The organism is Pseudodesulfovibrio sp. 5S69, assembly GCF_037094465.1.
Lineage (GTDB): Bacteria > Desulfobacterota > Desulfovibrionia > Desulfovibrionales > Desulfovibrionaceae > Pseudodesulfovibrio > Pseudodesulfovibrio methanolicus.
Genome location: NZ_CP146609.1, coordinates 1,358,615 through 1,378,573, shown reverse-complemented (window position 1 = coordinate 1,378,573; position 19,959 = coordinate 1,358,615). Strand labels below are relative to the sequence as shown.

The window sequence follows — 19,959 nt, the reverse complement described above, 5'->3', positions numbered from 1 at the left end:
GCGGTAAGAGGTTCGGACGGTGAACGGAACATCCGCCGGAACATAGCACGCCGCAAAAACCGCGCGCATTGCGGCGGCGCGGCAACCCGGAGACTGTTTGGTGACGGAGGATCGGGAGCCGTGGCACGGCGGCCGCGGCTCGGGGCGGCGGCTACTTGGGCGACAGCAGGCGGCCGATGGAGGCCATCAGGTCGTGTTTGAGGATCGGCTTCATGATGAAATCGCCGATGCCGACGTCGCGCAGCCGCTCGTAGGACACGGCGTCCGAGAAGCCGGTGCACAGGATGATCGGAATGTCGGGCCGAATCTTGAGGACCTCGCGGGCGAACTCCATGCCGGTCATGTTCGGCATGGACTGGTCGGTGATGATCAGGTCGAAGTCGCCCGCCTTGAACTTGAAGGCCTCCAGCGCCTCGATGGACGAAGTCCGGGTGACCACCTCGAAGCCGATGGCTTCGAGCATCTCGCGGCCGATGTCCGTGAGCGGCTTTTCGTCGTCCACGAACAGGATGCGCCCGTCGCGGAACACAAGGTCGGCCGGGATGTCCGCCTCGGGCCGGGCCATCTCGGAACTGCGCGGCAGAAAGACGTGGAAGGCCGCGCCCCGGCCGGGATCGTTCTCCAGTTCCAGGTAGCCGTCGTGCCGCTTGACGATGCCGTGGACCATGGCCAGTCCCATGCCCGTCCCCTCGCCCTGCTTCTTGGTGGTGAAGAAGGGATCGAAGACCCGCTCGGCCACCTCCGGGTCGATGCCCGGTCCGTTGTCGGCCACGGTCAGGCGCACGAACCGCTCGGCCTTGCCCAGGTCCTCGGGCGGGACCACGGGATCGTCCGGGAACACATCGGCCAGGGTAATGGTCATGGTCCCGCCCGTGTCCTGCATGGCCTGGGAGGCGTTGCCGCAAAGGTTGAGCAGGATCTGGTGCATCTGGGTCGGGTCGGCCATGACCTGATCCCGGCTGGTCTGGAGCCGGGTGTAGATGGCCACGTTGCTCGGCACCGATGACCGCAGCAGCTTCAGCGCTTCCTTGATCAGCGGAGTCAGGGTCATGGCGTGCCGCTCCTGGGGGCCCTGCCGGGAGAAGTTCAGGATCTGGGTGACCAGGTCGCGTGCCCGCCGTCCCGCCCGGGATATCTCCCCGATGCGCCGCGCCAGGCCGGAGTCCGGCTCGGCCCCGGACTCGATGATCTCGGCGTAGCCCAGGATGACGCCGAGGATGTTGTTGAAGTCGTGGGCGATGCCCCCGGCCAGGGTGCCGAGCGCCTCCATCTTCTGGGACTGGCGCAACTGGTCCTCCAGCCGCTTGGGCTCGGAGATGTCGAACAGGTACCCGCGCAACTCCTCCAGGCCGCCCTCGCCCTCGGCCACCGTGTCGCAACTGACCATCAGGTGCCGCTTGAGCGCCCCGCGCGTGAAAATTATCTCCTGGTTGGACACCCGCCCGGTATCGGCCAGCAGGGTACGCAGGGACTCCCCGCCCCCGGCCCGGTCCCAGAGGTCGAAGATGTTCGCGCCCAGCGCGTCGTCGGGCAGGCGGAAGTCGAACATTTCGGCAAAGGCCAAGTTGCAGTCCAGAATGCGCCCCTGGCCGTCCGCCGCGAAGTTACCGGTGATGTTCTGCTCGAAGAGCAGCCGGTAGCGCTGCTCCGAGGCCTGGAGTTCGCGCAGGACCGCGGCGCGCTTGGCGATGTCGAGCCGCAGCCGCCGGTTGACCGCGTTGAGCTCGCTGGTCCGAGCCTCGACCTTGGAGGCCAGGGTCTCGTTCAGGTCCCGCAGGCGGTTTTCCGCGTCCCACTTGGAGCCCAGGGACAAGGCGATCTGCTTGAGCTCCGGCGAGCGGAACGGCTTCTGGATGTAGAGCAGCTTCTCGGGCGGCTGGACCCGCTTGTTGAATTCCTTGAGGGGGACCTTGTGGCGGGCCGACAGGAGCACGATCTCCACGTGCGGATCGCGTTCCCGCAGGGCCTCTGCCAGATCGATGCCCAGGAGCTGTTCGCCCAGGTCGGACAGATGGATGTCCACGAGCGCGATGGCGAACGGCTCGCCGCCATCGAGGGCGTGGTCCATGGCTTTGAGGCCGCCCCGGGCGCCGGAGGCCTGGACCACTTCGAAGACCGGCCGGGCCGCGTCCTCGTCGATCTCCTCGCGGGACGGCAGCCGGGCGTCGTCGTTGAACAGCGCCTCCAGGGCGGCCGGTTCCTCGCTTTCGAAGCAAAGAATGTCGCGGTAGAGCATGAGCATGGACTCGTCTTGGTCCACGGCGAGTACGCGAAAGTGTTTGGTGCGGTCGGCTGCCAAGTTGCATCTCCCCGGTGGGTTCAGGCCCGAAGCGGGCGTCGTGCCTCCGGGGGAAACATACGGAAATCCCCCGAAAAAGGGAAGGTTCGTCCGCCACGCGGACACCCCGGACAGGCGGCGTGTGGCAGCCTGTCCGGGGTGGCGTGTGGGCCGGTGCCGTTCAAGACATTCGTGCCGTCGCTAGAGTTGGGCCGAGACCACGGGCCTGGGGTCCACGCGCTCGAAGACCGGGGCGCTGTCCAGGTTCAGGATGGCCAGCACGTCCGGCCGTTCGGCCTTGGCCTCCTTGACCGAGCCGAACTTGCCCACCAGGACGCGATACCAGATGCCCTTGTCGCCGAGGTCGACCTGGTTGATCCAGGTGGCGAATCCCTGCGCCTTGAGCTTCTCGCAGTGGGCGAAGGCGTTCTTGTGGTCGCGCCAGGAGCTGACGTGCAGGCCGTAGGTCTTCTCATGGGGAATTATGGTCTGATCCCCGGAACCCGGCTCCTCCAAGGCCGCCGTGACGACCTTGGCGGAGGGGGGAGGCGAGCCTGCGGACGCGGGAGATGCCGCAGGCTCGCCGGGGTTCTGCTTCGAGTCGGGGAAGGACTGACGAAGCAGAGGGTTCGGGGTGGAACCGCTGATTTGGGTGGCGCCTTCCTGAAAGCGGGCCGCCAGACGGGCACGCTTCAGGTTGTCGGCGGCCTTCACGTAGTAGCTGGGGGAGAGCTCGATGGCCTTCTCGAAATAGGGCACCGCCTGGGCGGGCCGGTTCTCCGTCAAGAGGACGTATCCGAGGTTGTTGTTGGCCTTGGCTTCGCCGCCGGCGTACTTGAAGGATTCGAGGGCCTCGTCCAGGCGGCCCATGCGGGCCAGGGCCAGGCCCAGGTTGTTGTAGGTGCGCTCGGACACGCCGCCCGAGTGGAGCGCCTGGCGGAAGGTCTCCACCGCCTGGGCGTATTGCTTGCGGGCGATGTGGACCACGCCAAGATTGTTGTAGATTTCGTCCACGCCGGTGCCCTGGTGCAGCTCCAGAGCGGCCGCGAACTCCTGGGCGGCTTGGTCGTAGTCCCGGTCGCGGTCATAGATGATGCCCAGGAAATTGTGGGCCTTCCAGAGCATGGGATTGAGGGCCACGGCGCGGTTCAGATGCGCCTTGGCCTCGTCGTACAGCCCGGCCCGGAAGTACACGCAGCCCGCGGCCTCGTTGGCGATGGCGTGGTCCTGGTCCTTTTCCAGGACCTTGTTGAATTCGGACAGGGCCTGCTCGTCCAGGCCCTGGGCGACCAGCAGGTTGCCGCGCTTGACCCGGGCGTCGAGGTTGTCCTGGTCGAGCTCGATGGCCTTGTTGAAGTGGACCAGGGCCATTTCGGGCTTGCCGCGACGGACGTAGCCGTCGCCGACCTGCTCGTGCTGCTCGCTGGTCAGGTTGACCGGGGATTCCTCCCCGTAGGCCAGTTGGTCGAAGGTCTTGTCGTCATAAGACTTGCCCATGCAGCCGGACAGGATGACCCCGGCGAAGATGGTCATGGCGATGACGGAAAACTTTTTCATGATGGTCTCCTTGGCTTTTGCCCTAATGGCTGTTCATCTGGAGGAACATGTCCATGCTCATGATCACCGCCGGTCCGAGGATGGCCACGAACAGGGACGGGAGGATGAACGCCACGAGCGGAAGAAGCAGCAGCACCGGCATCTTTGCGGCCTTTTCCTCGGCGCGCTGGGAGCGCTTGACGCGCATGGCGTCCGAGTAGACGCGCAGGGTCCTGCCGACGCTGATGCCGAAGGCGTCGGCCTGGATGAGCAGGGAGGTCAGGCTGTTCAGGTCGTCCAGCCCCACCCTCTCGGCCAGGGACCGGAGGGCCTCGATGCGGGACTTGCCCGCACGCAGCTCCAGGGTGAGCAGCTTGAATTCGGAGCTGATGATCGGGCCGGAGTTGCGCAGCTCATGACAGACGCGGTCCACGGCCTGGTCCAGTCCCATGCCGGATTCCACGCAGACCACCAGGAGGTCGAGGGCGTCGGGCAGCTCGTCGCTCACGGCCATCTTGCGCGCCTTGATCTTCCTGGACAGCCAGATCTCGGGCCCGTACACGCCCGCCGCGGCAAGCAGGACCGCTCCGAAGCAGGTCATGCCCAGGGACATGTCGTCCAGGAACAGGAAACGGACGGCCAGAAAGCCCCCGGCCAGGCCCACGGCCAGGAACCCCTTGAGGCCCTGGAAAATCTTGTACGAGTCGGGCTTGCGCTTCCCGGCCTGGATGAGGCGCAGGCGGCCCTTGTCGATCTCCTCGGTCTCGGTGGGGCCGATCTTGGTGCCCAGCCGCCCGAAGAAGTCCACGGCCCCCTTGACCGCGTTGGCCAGCGGCGCGGCCAGGGCGTCCGAGCGCTTGACCGCCGTGCCCGAGACCCGCTCCTTGAGCCGTGCCGAATCGCTGGCGCCGCTCAGGTAGCCTATCAGGCCGTAGCCCGCCAGGAGCACGGAGACGAAGCCGACGCCGGCCGCGAACAGGGGAATGATCTGGATGTCCATGGCTGCCTCCCTACACCTTGATCTGGATGATCTTGCGGATGATGACCCAGCCGATGACCATGGAGATGGCCGCGCCCCAGACCATGTTCTGGCCCAGTTCGCGGGTCCACAGCAGGCTGACGTAGTCGGGGTTGATCACGTACAGGATGCCGGTCAGCAGGAACGGCAGGGCGATGAGGATGTATGCGGACACCCGGCCCTCTGCGGACAGGACCCGGATCTTGCCGAACAGGGCGAACCGCTCGCGCACCAGACCGGCGATCTTGGCGATGATCTCGGCCAGGTTGCCGCCGGTCTCGCGCTGGATGTTCACCGAGACCACGAAGAACTTCAGGTCCGGGCAGTCCACCCGACCCTGCAGGTTGCTCAGCGCGCGGTCCACGTCCATGCCGTAGTTCATCTCGTCCAGAGTCTTGCCGAACTCGGGGCCGATGGGGCCGTCGAACTCATCCGCCACCATGCGCATGCCGCCGCCGAAGGTGTGCCCGGCCTTGAGCGCGCGGGCCATGAGGTCCAGCGCCTCGGGCAATTGCTTCTGGAAGCGGTTCATGCGCTTGCGCTTCTTCCCCTGCAACCCCCAGACGGGGATGTAGCCGAGCATGATCGCCCCGGCCACCGAGACCCACAGCCGACCCGAGAAGGTCCCGGCGTAGAAGCCGACCACGGCCAGGAGCATGCAGACGAGCAGGTACACGCCCGCCGAGCCCTTGGCGTCGGCCTGATACAGCAGACGGCTCAGGTTGGTGGACCAGCGCATGCTCTCGAGCAGCCGGTTGAACAGCGGCACCTCGCTCATGGCCGACTCGCGCAGGACCAGGTCCACGGAGGCGGCGTCGATGTCGGCGGTCAGGGCCATGGCCCGGAGGCGGTCCTTAACGCGCCGCTCGGCCTTGTCCGATCCGGACTGCATGAGCGAGCCGATGCCCATGACCAGCAGGAAGACGATGAGCACGGCCACGGCCGCGATGATCAGTGTCATGGACATGGCCTACTCCTTGTTCTTCGGGGGTCTGGGGGTGACGTTGAACATTTCCATGGGGAACGGGAAGCCCATGCGTTCGAGCTTGCTCGCGAACTTGGGTCGGATGCCGCGGGCGCTGAAGTAGCCGTCCACCTTGCCGTCGGCGGTCATCCCGGTCTGCTCGAAGGCGAAGATCTCCTGCATGGTGATCATCTCCCCTTCCATGCCGGTCACTTCCTGGATGGAGATGACTTTTCTGGTGCCGTCCACCATGCGGGTGGCCTGGATGATGACGTCGATGGCCGAGGAGATGTAGCGCTTCATGGACAGGGGGTTCAGGTTCAGTCCGGCCATGGAGATCATGGTCTCCAGGCGCATGAGCGCGTCGCGCGGGGTGTTGGCGTGGATGGTGGTCAGAGAGCCGTCGTGGCCGGTGTTCATGGCCTGGAGCATGTCCAGGGCCTCGGAGGAACGGACCTCGCCGACGATGATCCGGTCCGGGCGCATGCGCAGGCAGTTCTTGACCAGGTCGCGCATGGTGATCTCGCCGCGGCCCTCGATGTTGGCCGGGCGGGTCTCCAGCCGGACCACGTGCTCCTGCTTGAGCTGCAGCTCGGCCGCGTCCTCGATGGTCACGATGCGTTCGTCCTCGGGCACGTTGCGCGACAGGCAGTTCAGGAGCGTGGTCTTGCCCGAGCCGGTACCGCCGGAGATGAGCACGTTGAGCTGGGTCTGGACGATGCCCTTCATGAGCAGGGCCATCTCCGGGGTCAGGGAGTTGAAGCCGATCAGGTCGGCCACTTCCAGCGGGTCCTTGGAAAATTTACGGATGGACAGCGAGGGGCCGTCGATGGCCAGGGGCGGGATGACCGCGTTGACGCGCGAGCCGTCGAGCAGGCGCGCGTCGCACAGGGGCTGGGACTCGTCGATGCGCCGCCCGACCATGGAGACGATGCGGTCGATGATCTTGCGCAGGTGGTCGTCGTCCTTGAACCGCGCCGGGGTCAGCTCCAGCTTGCCCGAACGCTCCACGTAGATCTGCTTGTAGCCGTTGACCAGGATATCGTTGACCGTGGGGTCCTGGACGTAGGGTTCCAGCGGCCCGAGGCCGATGACTTCGTCCTGGATCTCGGCCAGCATGCGCTTGCGCTCGGCCAGGTTGAGCGGCGCGTTGCGGAACTCGCCCCAGAGCAGCCCCTCGGTGACCTTGGCGATCTCGCTGCGCATCTCGGACTCGCTCAGGGAGTCCAGGAGCGACAGGTCGATCATGTCGATGAGCCGGTCGTGGATGCGGGTCTTGAGGTCGAAATAGTGCTCCGCCGCCTCGACCTTGGTGGCCTTGGGCTGGGGCTTGGCCCTGGGGGCCGCCTTGGGCTTGGCGTCTGGCTTGGCGTTGACGGGCGCGGTCGCCTGGGCGCTGCGCTTGGCCGCGTTCCGGTTCAGTCTTTCCGCGAGGTTCATAAGGTCGCTCCTGCCAGATTGTCATTGGAATCCGAGTCCTTGCCCTTCTTGCGGAAGAGCGAGGAGAACGGCAGGGACAATCCCTTGCGGGGCTTCCTGGCCTTGGGTGCCAGGTCCTTGACCAGGGCCTGCACGGCCTTGGCCGACGTGGACTTGGGGTAGGCCTGGACCAGGGGCGTGCCCTGGTTGATGGAAGAGAGCACGGTCTCGCCGTCCTCGGGGATGGACCAGGCGATCTCGCGGCCCAGGACCTCGGCGGCCTCGGACACGCCGATGGAACCGTTGCGGGCCACGCGGGTGGCCACCAGGCGCATGCGCCGGTCGGCGTCCGGGTCCTGGCCGCCGATGGAGTCGGCCAGCCGGGAGACCCGTGCCAGGCACGGCAGGGAGAGCTGCATGGTCATCAGGATGGAATCGGCCAGCTCCACTTCCTTGGGCAGTTCGTCCTCGCCGGGGGTGGCCGCGTCCACGACCACGAAGTCGTAGCTGTGGCGGAGCTGCTCCAGGATGAGGAACAGGGTGTGCTCGTCGGGGCGCTCGCCCGAGGCGGGGCCGGGCAGGACGTGCAGGCCGGACTCGTGCTCGGCCATGACGCTGCGCAGGTAGGTGGCGTCCAGCCGGGAGATGTCGTCCACCAGGTCGCCCCAGGTGTATTCGTACTTGAGGTCCAGGAAATAGGGGATCTCGCCCATGGGCTGGCGGAGATCCAGGAGCACGGTCCGGCCGGGGGCGCGCTCGTTCAGGACGCAGGCCATGTTCACGGCCAGGGAGGTGGTCCCCACGCCGGGCTTGCAGCCCAGGACCGTGAATATGCGGCCCTTGTCGCTGTCGTCCACGCCCAGGCTCAGCCGCATGGCCGTGCGCACGACCGCGGCGCGCAGGTCGTTCTCGTCCACGGGAAACTTGAGGTATTCGCGGATGCCGCTGCGCATGGCCCGGATGAGGATCTCGGGGTCGGCGACGTTGCCGGCCAGGTAGACGTCCTCGGCCTGCCCCGATTCCAGGGCGTGGATGATGTGCGGCATGTCCTCTTCGACGGAGTCGCCGGGCTCGTAGATGAGCACGCCCATCTCTTCGGCGTCCTCGCCCACCAGCCGGACCATGGGATTGGCGGCGATCATCTTTTCCAGGCGATCGCGCTGCTCCTTGTCGATGACGGCCAGCGATATGGGTATCACTCTGTTGTTCATGGTTCCCCCTTTCCCCCTGTCCTTTGCTGGTAGGCTCCGACTACGGTGATCGATCGACCCCCGTTTTCCCCGTCGGACCGCATGGTTTCAAACATTGTCGTGCCGCTGCGGGGCACGGACGCCATCAGGAGCGCAGGCACCGGCTCACGCCGGTGTTCGCAGCACTCCCGGCCGCGCATCACTGGACCTCGACCACGCCGAACGTCGAATCGGCCTTGCTCTCGCTCTTTTCCCTGGGGCCTTCCTGGTGCTTCTTCACGACCGCGTCCGCGTACTTGCCGTCCAGGCCGAGCACCGGGGCGTCGCCGCCGGCCTCGGGATTGGCGGTCTGGCTGGCCACTGCCATGTGCACCGAGCTGCCGAAGGGCGGCGTGCTCCGCTCGCCTTCGAACATGGTGCCGCAACCGGCCTGGAGCATGATGCCCACCATGGCGATGTAGATCAGGATGTTCTGCATGACGTTCCTCCGCGCTTGCGCTCTAGTTGGGCCAGGAGTGGCCGAATTCCCCGTCGAAGCCGGATTCCGGACGGATCACGGTGCCCGGATCGGCGGCGCCCTTGGCTGCGGTATGGGTGGTTCCGCTCCCGCTGGAATCACCCTGTCCCTCCAGCAGCCCGAAGAGATAGAACTCCTTGTCGTCCGGCTCGCGGAACCCGTCCGTGGGCAGGGTCTGGGAGGCCATATCCACCGGCTTGGCCAGGTGGGCGGTGACCAGGACGACCAGTTCGGTCTTGTTGGACGCGAAGTCCTTGGAGCTGAAAAGGCTTCCGAGCACGGGAACCTCGCCCAAGCCCGGGAACTTGTTGCTGTTTTCCTTGAGGGAGTCGCTGATCAGCCCGGCGATGGCAAAGGATTGACCGTCGCCCAGCTCGATCACTGTGTTGGCCCGGCGGGTGGAGATGGTCGGGATTTCGTAGCCCTCCACGGGCAGGGACTTGGAGTAGTCGAGTTCGGAGACCTCGGGATTGACCTGGAGGTTGATGTGGCCCGACGACATGACCGTGGCCGTGAACTTCAGCGAGATGCCGAACGGCTTGTAGTCGATGCCCACGGTTCCGAGAGCGCTCGGCATGGGGATGGGCACTTCGCCGCCCACCAGGAACTCGGCGGACTCGCCGGACACGCAGGTCAGGTTCGGCTCGGCCAGCATGCGCACCAGGCCATTGGCCTTGAGCGCGTCGATCATGCCGAACAGGGCCGTGGAGCCGGTCCGGTAGGTGCCGGTGAAGTTGATGTTGTCGGTCAGCGTGAAGCGGTCGTGCTCGGCGTCGTAGCTCGTCAGGTTGTTGATGATCGAGTAGATGGAAAAGTTGGAGCCGATGGCCGCGAAGTTGATGCCCAGGCGCTTGGTCACGGAGCGGGACATCTCGGCCACGCGGACCTCCAGCATGACCTGCTGGATGCCGCCCACGGTCAGGAGGTTGACCACGCGGTCCGGTGCGGCCGCCTCGGCCAGGGCGACCACCGAGGCCAGGTTGGCGGCGCTGGAGACCTGTCCGGACAGGGTCACGGAGTTGCCGTTGGTCAGCACGCGAATATTGCTCTCGCCCGGCAGCAGGTCGTAGATCATCCGCTTCAGCCGGGTGGTGTCCGGGTCAACCGCGATGTCGTAGATTTCGGAGACCTTGTCCCCGGCCCACAGGGTCAGGGTGGTGGAGCCGATCTCGTTGGCGGTCAGGTAGATCTGCTTCGGGGAGATGACCACGATGGAGCAGACGGTGTCCGAGCCGAGCGAAATGCGGCTGACGGCCTTGTCCGTGGTGATGACGGTGGACTCGCCGACGATCATGGAGATCATGTCCGGCTTGTCGGACCTGACCACGCGTGCCCAGGCCACGGAGGCGGTCAGCACGGTCAGGCAGGCGAGCAGGATGACCAGGGTATACTGTATGGTCCTTGTGTTTTTCATCGCATCCGCTCCTAGAACTTGACCGACGAACGGTTCGTGCCGGTGATGACTTCGATGCTGATGCGGCGTCGGGTCTGCCGGACCTGCTCGGCCTTGTGCTTGGGCCGCAGGGCGGCCAGGGTCTGGGGCACCGTGGTCCCGGTGGTCCGCACGTCGGCGTTGTCTTGCTCGTTGCGCAGGGCGAAATGCAGGGTCCCCTGGGTGGAGGCCAGGGCGAGGCGTTCGGATTCGGCCGGGCTCAGCTCCAGGGTGTACACGCCGACCGACGCGGTCTTGCCTTCCTCGTTGGGCGGGGTCAGCTGGGTTCCGGTGGCGATGACCTTGACCCGTTCCAGGACCAGCTTGGTCACCGGCTTCTCGTCGCGGCCCACGGTCAGGGAGACGATGACGTCCACCCGGTCGCCGGGGCGGACGAAACCGGACAGCCCCATGACCTCGTTGCCCTTGACGGCCATGGCCCGCTTGCCCGGCGTGATCAGCGCGGACACGCCGCCGCCCATGATGGACTTGTCGGCCAGCTTGATGGGGGTCAGGGCGTCGCCCATGCCCACGGCCTGATTCAGCACCCGGCCCTCGAGCTGCGCGATTTCGGCAAAGGCCCCGGAGGGACGGGACGCCTTGGTGAACTTGCGCACCTCGAGCATCTCATCCGTCAGCTTGACGCCGCGTCCCAGGTCGGTCTTGGCCACGACCACGGGCACGGTCTCTTCGACCGCGGCCACAGGGGCGGTGTGCTTCACGCCGTTGGTCCACTTGAAGATGACCACGCCCGCGATGATCGCAAGGATCAGGGACAGGGTGATCTGGATGAGGGCTCTCTTGGACTTGCTCATGGGACCCCTCCTTTTAGTAACCGACGAAGATGGAACCGGACTCCCAGGCGAATATGGCCATGGCGCCTATGGTTCCAACGGTGATGGCCACGCCGTAGCACAGCCGGGGCAAGGCCTGCTGCTCGTCGGCAGAGGCGAAATTGAACTGGCGGGTTCCGATGAAGACCAGGAACGTGTAGGCGATGTTTCGGAGGACCGTCTTGCACATGCTCGGATTGAAGGCCAGGACCACCAGGGCGTAGACGCCGCCGGCGATGCAGGTGAAGAGGAAGGCGACGAGGGTCGCTTCCACGCCGAGCCAGGCGCCGATGCCGGCCATGAGCTTGACGTCGCCCGCGCCCATGACCCCCAGAAAATACGGAACGGCCATGGCCACGAACCCGAGGGCGAAGCCGCCCGCGGCGAACTTCAGCCCGGCGAAGCCGCCGAACACGATGTGCGTGGCGAATCCCGCGAGAATGAGCGGGAAGGTCAGCCAATTGTAGATGCGCTGGTTGCGGATGTCGGTGACGGCGGCCGTCACCAGAGAGGTCGCGAGCGCGATGGCGATGAGAATGTCCATGGTTCCCCCGAGGTGCCGGACCGGCCGCTTGTTGTCTCCGCTTTCCCCCGGAGACAAAACCGGGGCTTACGGGACCATCCCGAAAGCCCCGGTTCGGCTGCTCTGGCTGCTTCCGTTAAACGGTTAGCATTAATTTCTTTTCTAGCTACCGGAGGTGGTGGCCTCGGACATCTTGGTCGTGATGTAGCTAAAGGTGCTCACGACCTGGTCGCCCAGGGCCTTGGTGGCGGCAACGATACCGGCGGCGATCAGGGCGGCGATCAGGCCGTATTCAATGGCGGTCGCGCCTTCTTCGTCACGGATGAGGTTCATCAGCTTGGTCATGTCGTTCTCCTTGGTTTAAATTCGGGTCTTAAATTTTTTTAGTGCCTTTCAGCACCAGCCACGCCCACCATACAGCAACCCGTGTGCCATCGCGGAAAACCGCGTTGAAACTTTGTTTGCAACCGCCCGTCATCGCTTGAAATAAAATTTACAAATACGCGGCACGGTCGTGCCAGGACCGGTTCGGGAACCCTTCCGAGAGCGCATAATCCACGAAATATGGAGTCTCCCCACAGACTCCCCATGCCCCCTGAAATCTTTTTATATGTAAAATCAGTATGTTATTTTAGTCTATTTTTTATAGATAACGAATGGATCGACCACTTGAGCCCGATTTTTCAGGGCAAAAAGATAGGAAAATCCCCTTTAAGAGGGGATCTACCTGGTGTGGCGGGACCACAAAATGTGGATGTTCTCTTCTCGCCGGGGAGCCCTGAGCGGCGGCGCGAGGACGGGTGAATGGCTACTTCTTGAACAATACCGGATCGATACCGTGCTTACGGAGCTTGTTCCAGAGGTTCTTGGCCGACACGCCCAGGGCGGTCGCGGCCTCGGTCTGGACCCCGCCGCAGGCCCTGAGCGCGTTCTCGATCAGGGTCTTCTCGTATTCCATGAGGGCCTGTTTCAGGGGCAGCCCCTCGCCGGTGGGCACGTACACGCCGCTGTCCTCGGCGGGCCGGGTGTTGGAGAAGGCCTGGTCCACCTCGGCCGGGGTGATCCGGGTGGAGGTGCAGAAGATGGCCGCGCGCTCCACGGCGTTGGCGAACTGGCGCACGTTGCCCGGCCAGTCGTAGTTGAAGAATATCTCCATGGCCTCCGAGGAAACCCCGGTGATGTCCGTGCCGAGCCGGCGGTTGGCCCGGTCCAGGAAGAACTCGGCCAGCTGCGGCAGGTCCGACTTGCGCTCGCGCAGGGGAGGCAGGATCAAGGTGGCCACATTCAGTCTATAGTATAGATCGCTGCGGAACTCGCCGTCCCGGACCCGCTGCTCCAGCTCCTGGTTGGTGGCTGCGATGATGCGCACGTCGTACTGGATGGGTTTGGCCCCGCCCACGCGCTCGGCCTGTTTCTGCTCCACGGCCCGCAGCAGCCTGGGCTGCAGATGCAGAGGCATGTCGCCGATCTCGTCGAGCATGAGCGAACCGCCCTTGGCCAGCTCGAACTTGCCCTGCTTCATGGAAGTGGCCCCGGTAAAGGCCCCCTTCTCGTGGCCGAACAGCTCGGATTCGATGAGGTTCTCGGGGATGGCCGCGCAGTTGATCTTGACAAACGGGGCCTTGGCCCGCGCGGACAGTGCGTGGATGGTGTCGGCCACCAGCTCCTTGCCGGTACCGGTCTCGCCCATGATGAGCACATCGGCGTTGAGCTCGGCGACCCGGCTGATGCGCTCTTTGACCGCCATCATGGGCGCGCTGTGCCCGATGATGTTGTGCAGCGGGCTGGACCCGCCGTGCCGCTTGAGCTCGGCCAGCTCCACCTGGAGGCGGCGCTTTTCCAGGGCGCGCCGGACCACCACCTCCATCTCGCGCAACGAGAACGGCTTCTCGAAATAATCGTAGGCGCCCTGCTGCATGGCCGTGACCCCGGTCTCCTTGGAGCCGAAGCCGGTCATGACGATGACGTCCACGCCGGGGGCCACGTCCGCCAGGTGCTTCAGGGCCTCAAGCCCGGACATGCCGGGCAGTTGGATGTCGTGCAGGATGAGATCGAAGTCGGAGGCCCCGGCTTTCTTGATGCCGTCTTCGGCACTCGCCGCGGTCTCCACCACATAGCCCTTGTCGGCCAGCGCCTCGACCAGCATGCCCTGGAAGGCGCGGTCGTCGTCGACCACAAGTATTTTCTCGGCCACAGGTCTGCTCCCTGATGGTGTTGTTCCCGCGTGAGGGCAACCCTACATGAAACGGCGATGCTTATCCACAAAAAATAGATAAAGAGGCTCGGGCGCGTCCATTACGCACTTTTCGTACAATAGGTCACAAAAAAAATTATTCCATGCGGACAAGCTGTTGCATGTGCTTTTCCGCCCTCTCTATCCGGCTTGGCACGCACAATGCTTTCACCGGTATATCCGGCCTTCCGCCGGACCATTTTTGGACTGCAAGGAGAACGGGAATGAGAAAGAGAGACGAAAGACGCCAGGGGATGGCCGCAGTTGAGTTCGCCCTGTTGCTCCCCGTCATGGCGCTTCTGATCCTGCTGATGGTGGAGGGCGGCAACGCCATGCACACCTACTCCTCCCTGGTAGAAGCCAGCCGCGAAGGAGCCCGCCACGTGCTCATGGAAGGCGAGACCGCCGACGTAGAGGCCCTGGTGGCCGCCGTGGTCGCCGATCTCGATCCCGACAAACTGTCCACCAACGTGACCACCGACCCCGACGCCAACACCGTCACAGTAGAGGTTTCCTATGTTTACGAACTTTTCGGATCAAAGAGCGGCGAAGGCGACAGCGAAGGCCTGTTCGGCAACGACGAAGCACTCACGTTCGTCGCGCAGACAACCATGCCGCTCCCCTAGGGACCGCCGCCGGGGCTCGACCAGCGCCTTCATGGCCCTGCTGCTCCCCATACTGCTCGGGGTGGCGGGCATCGCCGTGGACATGGGCAACATGTACATGACCCACACCAAACTGCAGGCCGCCGTGGACGCGGGCGCCCTGGCCGGAAGCCTGGAGCTGCCCTACGATCCGGACCTGTCCAAGGGCGTGGTCAACAAGGCCGTCACGGACATGGTCGCGGACAACATGGAAGCGGCCGAGGTCACGAACATCTCCGCGGGCACCGAGATCCGCAGCGTCAAGGTCACGGCCCGCGCCGAGGTCAAGATGCTCCTCATGGAGGTCCTGGGCATGACCGACAAGTATGTGGAGGCCAGCGCCATGGCGGGCTTCAACAAGCTTGAGGTGGTCTTCGTCATCGACAACTCCGGCTCCATGAAGGGCACGCCCATCGACCTGGTCAAACGGGCCTCGGCCGAGCTGACCGACCTGCTCATCCCGGACGGGACCACCCCGGACACCAAGGTCGGTCTGGTGCCCTTCCGCGGCAAGATCCGCCTCGGCGAGGCCGTGGACGGGTATCCCAAGGGCTGCATCAACGCGGACGGCTCGCTGAACACCGGCATCAACGAAGAGTTCATGGACGAGTACTACGCCCTGCCCTATTACTATCGAAACTACATTTCCCTGGACACCTGCTCCAGCATCCCGGCCGTCCTGCCGTTGAGCAAGGACAAATACAAGATCGTCTCGGCCATCGACTCCCAGACCGCCACGGGCGCCGCCTCGGGCACGGTCATCTCCGAGGGCATCAAGTGGGGCCGGAACATCCTCACCCCGACACCGCCCTTCACCCAGGCCGGCGACAAGGAGGACTTCCGCAAGATCATGATCGTGCTCACCGACGGCGACACCGAGGACGGCGAGTGCGGCGGCACCTACCGCGCCTCCTACCGGCCCAACAACTACTGGACCAACGCCTACTATGGCATGGGCGTGGACACCGCCCACTGCAACGACGGCGGCGTGCTCAACGCGGACATGCTCGCCGAAGCCCAGGCGGCCAAGGACGCGGGCATCGAGATATTCTCCATCCGCTTCGGCTCCTCGGACAACACCGACATCAACCTGATGAAGGCGATCGCCTCAAGCAAGGAAGGGACCGACGACCACTATTTCGACGCCCCGTCCGTGTACGACATCCCCGACATCTTCAAGCAGATCGGCAAGCAGCTCGGCTGGCGCCTGCTCTAAGGGAGGTTTGAGCCATGCACAAGAACCGCAACAAGACCCGCCGCGCCGGGCTGGCCGCCGTTGAAACGGCGCTGATCCTGCCCATCATGTTCATGCTCGTCATGGCCGTGATCGAAGGCGGCAACGCCGTCTACGCCTACGTGACCGTGCAGAAGGCCGCCCAGCTCGGAGCGCGCTTCGCGGCCACCGGCCGGGGCGCGGACGAAGGCACGCGGCTGAACGACATCATCCAGGCCACCCAGGCCGGACTGACCACCCTGAAACAGTCCAACATCGAGATCTCGGTCCGTTCCTGGCCCGACGTCCAGGCCACCGGCGACGGCATCGACAACGACCCCGGCGCGCCCTGCCAACTGGCCGAGGTGGCCGTGGTCTACAATTATGAACCGTTCACCCCGCTGGTCGCCCCGCTGCTGCCCGAGACCATCCCCCTGCGGGGGTTCGACCGCAAGGTCAACGAACCCTGGAAGCCGTGCGACTGATCCGGATCCGCCATGCCCCCCCAAAAGGCCCTCTCGAGGGCCTTTTTCAGGTCTCTGCCACAGCCCCTGTCAATAATAAGTATTGATATATGCCTTGACCTGCATTAATTTGTGCCTTGGCGTAACGTTAAGAGAACAGATCAAAAGGGGGCCTTGAGCCGTGGACGACTATCCGGCTATTCTCGGTGTATATTCCTTGTCACTCGAAGCCGATGTGGGCACCGGCGGCACCGCCGTCAGACACGACAACGTCACCTACTGGTACGCCCGTCAGCTCTCCCCCGACCAGTTCGAAATCCAACCCCTCAACGCGCACCACGTGCCCTCCGGCGTACGCAGCGTCCTCGGCGAACTGGACTTCCTCCGGCAGTACACCCCAGAACCGACCTACTACCGGGTCCACACGGTCCCGGCACTCGAAACCCTGAAGCGCAAGATCGAAATGGGCCAGGAGGCCTTCGTCAAGGGCGACCTGGACGAGGCCGAGCGCCAGTTCCTCAAGGCCCTGATGATCGACGACAAGAACATCGAGGCCAACTACGGCCTGGGCGAGGTCTATTCCGAGAAAAAGGACTTCGACAAACTCAGGAAAGTGCTGGATACCCTGCTCGGCCTGGACGGGGCATTCTCCTTCGAGTTCCGCCAGAAGTTCAACTCCTTCGGCATCTCCCTGCGCAAGAACGGCCACTACGACGAGTCCATCCGCTACTACGAGAAGTCGCTGGAGATCGTGGATACCGACGAGAACGTCTACTTCAACCTGGCCCGCGTCTACTTCGAAAAGGGGCACAACGATCACTGCGTGAGCAACCTCGAACAGGCACTGAAGATCAATCCCGCCTTTGTCGAGGCGCAGAAGTTCCTCAAATACTGCCAAAAACACGCCTAGCAGCCCCGTCCCCCGCATCCGCACTTTTTTTTCAGGGCAGGCCTTGCCAAGCCCTGTTTCGTATTTATTTATAACATATGTTCATGTGTAATCAGCTCGGCCATTGATGCCGGGCGCATCCAGACCCTTACCCTGGAGGCAGCTATGCCCAACATGGATTATCCCGGACCGTGCCTCTCCTGCATCGATACCAGTTGCGGGCTGTGGGACGAAAACGTCTCCGAGCGCAAGGACGAACGTTCTTCCGACGAGGAAGATCGCGATCGCAACTAGGACCCCTGAACAAACAGATACACCAAAAAAAGCCCCGGACACCCGTCCGGGGCTTTTCTTTTACCGCGCCTCCGGCGGCTGGGGGAAGGGGAAGGAAAACCCTTTGAAAAGGGCTTTTCCTTCCCCTTCCTCCAGACCCCCATCCCCATCCTTTCCGAAACGTTTTAGCGCCGCTTCGCGGGGCGGACCACACAAATATGGGCCGCCGACTCGTGAATGTGTCGGAGGCCCTTCATTCTTTTAAAGCGATTCGGGTGCGCAGCACCCGACAGCGGCTCTCTCTTTTCCCCGTCGTACTTACGTCCTCGGGATAGGCTTTCGAGAGTGGGTCAGCTGTGCATTTTTAAGTGAATTGTTGGCGAGTCTTCGAGCCGTACAAGATCTTATGCCTCAGGTACAAAGCCGGGGGGCTTTCACCGCAGCGTAGCCGTCTACGTGAGGATGAAAGCCCCCCAGGAAAAATGTGCAGATGGCCCGCTATCGGAAGCCGCCCCCCGCTCTACTCCTTCACAGAACCAGCTAACAAGCCGCGTATGAAGTATCTTCCGAGGAAGATGTAGATGGCCAGCACCGGCAACGCCGCCAATATGGAACCGGCCATAGGCAGGTTCCAGGTGACGGCCTGGCCGCCCGCCAGGTTGGCCAGGCCCACGGTGATGGGGTTGGCCGTGTGGCGGGTCAGGCAGATGCCCCACAAAAATTCGTTCCAGATCTGGGTGAACTGCCACAGGGAGGTGACCACGAACCCGGGGATGGACAGGGGGAAGACGATGCGCAGGTAGATGGAGAAGAAGCCCGCGCCGTCCAGCCTGGCCGACTCGATCAGGGCCGTGGGGATCTGGGCGTAGAAGTTGCGGAAGATGAGCGAGGTGATCGGCAGCCCGTAGACGATGTGCGCCAGGATCAGGCCGGGCAGGCCGCCGTACAGGTTCATGGCGCGCAGGGTCTGGAACAACGGGATCAGGATGACCTGGTACGGGATGAACATGCCGAACAGGAACAGGGTGAAGATCACGTCCGAGCCCTTGAACTTCCACTTGGAGAAGACATACCCGTTGAGCGAGCCGAGCACCGTGGAGCCGGCCGTGCCGCAAATGGTCAGTATCAGCGAGTTGATGAAGTCCGGCCTGAGCTTGGCCAGGGCGTCGGAGAAGCTGGACCAGTTGACCACGGACGGCCATTCCCAGGCCGTGGGCAGGCTGATGTCGGCGGGCATCTTCAGGGCGGTCACGGCCGCCATGTAGGCGGGCATGAGGAAGAACAGGGCCAGCAGGACCAGGGTCCCGTACAGGAACACGGTGCCGAGGGAGAATTTCCGGGCGGTCATCTAGCGCCTCCCCTGCTGGCGGTATTGGCCGACGAGGTAGGGCACGATGAACATGGCCGCGATGAGGAACAGGACGATGGCGATGGCCGCGCCCCGGGAGAACTCGTTGCCGCGGAAGGTGGTCAGGTACATGTTCAGGGCCGGGTGGCCGGTGGCCGCGTTGTCCGGGCCGGTCATGGCGAAGATCAGGTCGAACATCTTCAGCGAGATGTGCGACAGGATGATCACCGCCGAGATGGTGATGGGCTTGAGCATGGGGATGGCCACGTAGCGGTAGTAGCCGACCTGGGACGCGCCGTCGAGCATGGCCGCGTCGCGCAGGTCCTGGGAGATGCCGTTGAACCCGGCCAGGTACAGGGCCATGGTGTAGCCCGAGTACTGCCAGATGGTGGCGATGATGATGCCCAGCGTGGCCAGGTTGAAGCCGTGCTCCTCCTCCATGAACAGGGCGTCCGGAATGAGGCCGCCGAAAATCCAGACCAGAGCCCCGAGCACGATGCCCGGAATGAGCCAGCGCTTGATGGCCTTGCCCTGATCCTTCCTGAGCAGGAACACGCCGACCATGATCAGGATGAAGGCGGCGATGTAGGCCAGGATGCGCAGGATGTCCTGCCAGTTGAAGACCAGGATGGCCGCCTGGCTGGACAGCCACTTGAAGGTCAGCGGCTTGAAACCGAAATATTTGGGCAGGACGTTGACCCCTCCCTGGGGGGCGAGCAGCCAGCGCCAGATGGTCCCGGAGACGATGAAGGACAGTGACATGGGGTAGAGGAAGATGGTCCGCAACAAATCCTCGCCCTTGGGCTTCTGGTCGAGCAGGATGGCGATGAACATGCCCAGGCCCACGGCACCGGCCAGGAGCATGACCGAATAGTAGACCGCGTTGACCAGGTCCTGGCGGAAATTGCCGCCCAGGAATCCGGTGAACAGGTCGATATAGTTCTCCAGGCCGACAAAGTGCTTCTGCGGGTTGAGCGCCATCGCGCCCGAGCCGCCCCAGTCGGTCATGGAGGTCCAGATGGTGTTGCCGATGAACCCGTAGACGAAGACGCCGATGAGGATCATGGACGGCAGAAGCGTCAGGAACGCTTTCAATTTGTCGAGCGAGGCTTCCCGCATAAGCAAGTCCGGTTGGTCGGGCCGGGCCGCGCCGGGTATGCTCCCGGCGCGGCGCGGCTGGTTCAT

The 19,959-nt window shown here is 64.0% G+C and carries 19 protein-coding genes; 5 read left to right on the top strand and 14 right to left on the bottom strand.

The window, feature by feature from the left end:
* Window positions 1-151 precede the first annotated feature (151 nt).
* The 12 genes from V8V93_RS06400 to V8V93_RS06345 form a co-directional block, all read right to left on the bottom strand.
* Window positions 152-2,299: a response regulator gene (locus tag V8V93_RS06400; protein ID WP_338669530.1), complete on the bottom strand. Its 2,148-nt coding sequence runs from the start codon at window positions 2,297-2,299 to the stop codon at window positions 152-154.
* Between the two features lie 180 nt (window positions 2,300-2,479).
* On the bottom strand, window positions 2,480-3,835 hold the full coding sequence (locus tag V8V93_RS06395) for an SPOR domain-containing protein (RefSeq protein WP_338669529.1): 1,356 nt from the start codon (window positions 3,833-3,835) through the stop codon (window positions 2,480-2,482).
* A gap of 22 nt (window positions 3,836-3,857) precedes the next feature.
* Window positions 3,858-4,814, bottom strand: coding sequence for a type II secretion system F family protein (locus V8V93_RS06390; protein ID WP_338669528.1), 957 nt, complete (start codon window positions 4,812-4,814; stop codon window positions 3,858-3,860).
* A gap of 10 nt (window positions 4,815-4,824) precedes the next feature.
* The gene (locus V8V93_RS06385; RefSeq protein ID WP_338669527.1) at window positions 4,825-5,799 is read right to left on the bottom strand and encodes a type II secretion system F family protein; all 975 of its coding nucleotides are present in this window, start codon (window positions 5,797-5,799) and stop codon (window positions 4,825-4,827) included.
* A gap of 3 nt (window positions 5,800-5,802) precedes the next feature.
* Window positions 5,803-7,236, bottom strand: coding sequence for a CpaF family protein (locus V8V93_RS06380; protein ID WP_338669526.1), 1,434 nt, complete (start codon window positions 7,234-7,236; stop codon window positions 5,803-5,805).
* Window positions 7,233-8,426: an AAA family ATPase gene (locus V8V93_RS06375; RefSeq protein ID WP_338669525.1), complete on the bottom strand. Its 1,194-nt coding sequence runs from the start codon at window positions 8,424-8,426 to the stop codon at window positions 7,233-7,235. Before V8V93_RS06375 ends, V8V93_RS06380 begins: the two co-directional genes overlap by 4 nt.
* 178 nt (window positions 8,427-8,604) lie before the next feature.
* Window positions 8,605-8,883, bottom strand: a complete 279-nt coding sequence (locus V8V93_RS06370) for a hypothetical protein (protein WP_338669524.1) — start codon at window positions 8,881-8,883, stop codon at window positions 8,605-8,607.
* 22 nt (window positions 8,884-8,905) lie between these two features.
* Window positions 8,906-10,336: a type II and III secretion system protein family protein gene (locus tag V8V93_RS06365; protein WP_338669523.1), complete on the bottom strand. Its 1,431-nt coding sequence runs from the start codon at window positions 10,334-10,336 to the stop codon at window positions 8,906-8,908.
* 11 nt (window positions 10,337-10,347) lie between these two features.
* Window positions 10,348-11,169, bottom strand: coding sequence for a Flp pilus assembly protein CpaB (gene cpaB, locus V8V93_RS06360; protein ID WP_338669522.1), 822 nt, complete (start codon window positions 11,167-11,169; stop codon window positions 10,348-10,350).
* 13 nt (window positions 11,170-11,182) lie between these two features.
* Complete coding sequence (locus V8V93_RS06355; protein WP_338669521.1) at window positions 11,183-11,731, bottom strand: A24 family peptidase; 549 nt, start codon at window positions 11,729-11,731, stop codon at window positions 11,183-11,185.
* 141 nt (window positions 11,732-11,872) lie between these two features.
* Window positions 11,873-12,055: a Flp family type IVb pilin gene (locus tag V8V93_RS06350; protein WP_338669520.1), complete on the bottom strand. Its 183-nt coding sequence runs from the start codon at window positions 12,053-12,055 to the stop codon at window positions 11,873-11,875.
* 463 nt (window positions 12,056-12,518) lie between these two features.
* Window positions 12,519-13,904 (bottom strand): sigma-54-dependent transcriptional regulator, encoded by a 1,386-nt coding sequence (locus tag V8V93_RS06345; protein WP_338669519.1) that lies wholly within the window; start codon window positions 13,902-13,904, stop codon window positions 12,519-12,521.
* 263 nt (window positions 13,905-14,167) lie between these two features.
* On the opposite strand from V8V93_RS06345, the gene V8V93_RS06340 reads away from it, so the two are divergent.
* The 5 genes from V8V93_RS06340 to V8V93_RS06320 all read left to right on the top strand — a co-directional run bounded on the left by V8V93_RS06340 (window position 14,168) and on the right by V8V93_RS06320 (window position 17,447).
* Window positions 14,168-14,569, top strand: a complete 402-nt coding sequence (locus V8V93_RS06340; protein ID WP_338669518.1) for a TadE family protein — start codon at window positions 14,168-14,170, stop codon at window positions 14,567-14,569.
* Between the two features lie 31 nt (window positions 14,570-14,600).
* Window positions 14,601-15,803, top strand: coding sequence for a vWA domain-containing protein (locus V8V93_RS06335; protein ID WP_338669517.1), 1,203 nt, complete (start codon window positions 14,601-14,603; stop codon window positions 15,801-15,803).
* 14 nt (window positions 15,804-15,817) lie between these two features.
* Complete coding sequence (locus V8V93_RS06330) at window positions 15,818-16,285, top strand: TadE family protein (protein ID WP_338669516.1); 468 nt, start codon at window positions 15,818-15,820, stop codon at window positions 16,283-16,285.
* A gap of 196 nt (window positions 16,286-16,481) precedes the next feature.
* Window positions 16,482-17,174 carry a tetratricopeptide repeat protein gene (locus V8V93_RS06325; protein WP_338669515.1) on the top strand — a complete coding sequence of 231 codons (693 nt, stop codon included), beginning with the start codon at window positions 16,482-16,484 and terminating at the stop codon, window positions 17,172-17,174.
* A 144-nt stretch (window positions 17,175-17,318) separates the two neighbouring features.
* Window positions 17,319-17,447, top strand: coding sequence for a hypothetical protein (locus tag V8V93_RS06320; protein WP_338669514.1), 129 nt, complete (start codon window positions 17,319-17,321; stop codon window positions 17,445-17,447).
* Between the two features lie 499 nt (window positions 17,448-17,946).
* Here the strand turns inward: V8V93_RS06320 and V8V93_RS06315 are convergent, their stop codons facing one another.
* Window positions 17,947-18,774: a carbohydrate ABC transporter permease gene (locus tag V8V93_RS06315; protein WP_338669513.1), complete on the bottom strand. Its 828-nt coding sequence runs from the start codon at window positions 18,772-18,774 to the stop codon at window positions 17,947-17,949.
* A complete protein-coding gene (locus V8V93_RS06310; RefSeq protein WP_338669512.1) occupies window positions 18,775-19,959 on the bottom strand; it encodes a carbohydrate ABC transporter permease in 1,185 nt (394 codons plus the stop codon).

Coding starts and splice junctions, on each gene's coding strand:
- V8V93_RS06395 (WP_338669529.1), bottom strand. CDS start 3,835: ATGAAAAAGTTTTCCGTCATCGCCATGACCATCTTCGCCGGGGTCATC.
- V8V93_RS06390 (WP_338669528.1), bottom strand. CDS start 4,814: ATGGACATCCAGATCATTCCCCTGTTCGCGGCCGGCGTCGGCTTCGTC.
- V8V93_RS06385 (WP_338669527.1), bottom strand. CDS start 5,799: ATGTCCATGACACTGATCATCGCGGCCGTGGCCGTGCTCATCGTCTTC.
- V8V93_RS06380 (WP_338669526.1), bottom strand. CDS start 7,236: ATGAACCTCGCGGAAAGACTGAACCGGAACGCGGCCAAGCGCAGCGCC.
- V8V93_RS06375 (WP_338669525.1), bottom strand. CDS start 8,426: ATGAACAACAGAGTGATACCCATATCGCTGGCCGTCATCGACAAGGAG.
- V8V93_RS06370 (WP_338669524.1), bottom strand. CDS start 8,883: ATGCAGAACATCCTGATCTACATCGCCATGGTGGGCATCATGCTCCAG.
- V8V93_RS06365 (WP_338669523.1), bottom strand. CDS start 10,336: ATGAAAAACACAAGGACCATACAGTATACCCTGGTCATCCTGCTCGCC.
- cpaB (WP_338669522.1), bottom strand. CDS start 11,169: ATGAGCAAGTCCAAGAGAGCCCTCATCCAGATCACCCTGTCCCTGATC.
- V8V93_RS06355 (WP_338669521.1), bottom strand. CDS start 11,731: ATGGACATTCTCATCGCCATCGCGCTCGCGACCTCTCTGGTGACGGCC.
- V8V93_RS06350 (WP_338669520.1), bottom strand. CDS start 12,055: ATGACCAAGCTGATGAACCTCATCCGTGACGAAGAAGGCGCGACCGCC.
- V8V93_RS06340 (WP_338669518.1), top strand. CDS start 14,168: ATGAGAAAGAGAGACGAAAGACGCCAGGGGATGGCCGCAGTTGAGTTC.
- V8V93_RS06335 (WP_338669517.1), top strand. CDS start 14,601: ATGGCCCTGCTGCTCCCCATACTGCTCGGGGTGGCGGGCATCGCCGTG.
- V8V93_RS06330 (WP_338669516.1), top strand. CDS start 15,818: ATGCACAAGAACCGCAACAAGACCCGCCGCGCCGGGCTGGCCGCCGTT.
- V8V93_RS06320 (WP_338669514.1), top strand. CDS start 17,319: ATGCCCAACATGGATTATCCCGGACCGTGCCTCTCCTGCATCGATACC.
- V8V93_RS06315 (WP_338669513.1), bottom strand. CDS start 18,774: ATGACCGCCCGGAAATTCTCCCTCGGCACCGTGTTCCTGTACGGGACC.
- V8V93_RS06310 (WP_338669512.1), bottom strand. CDS start 19,959: ATGAACCAGCCGCGCCGCGCCGGGAGCATACCCGGCGCGGCCCGGCCC.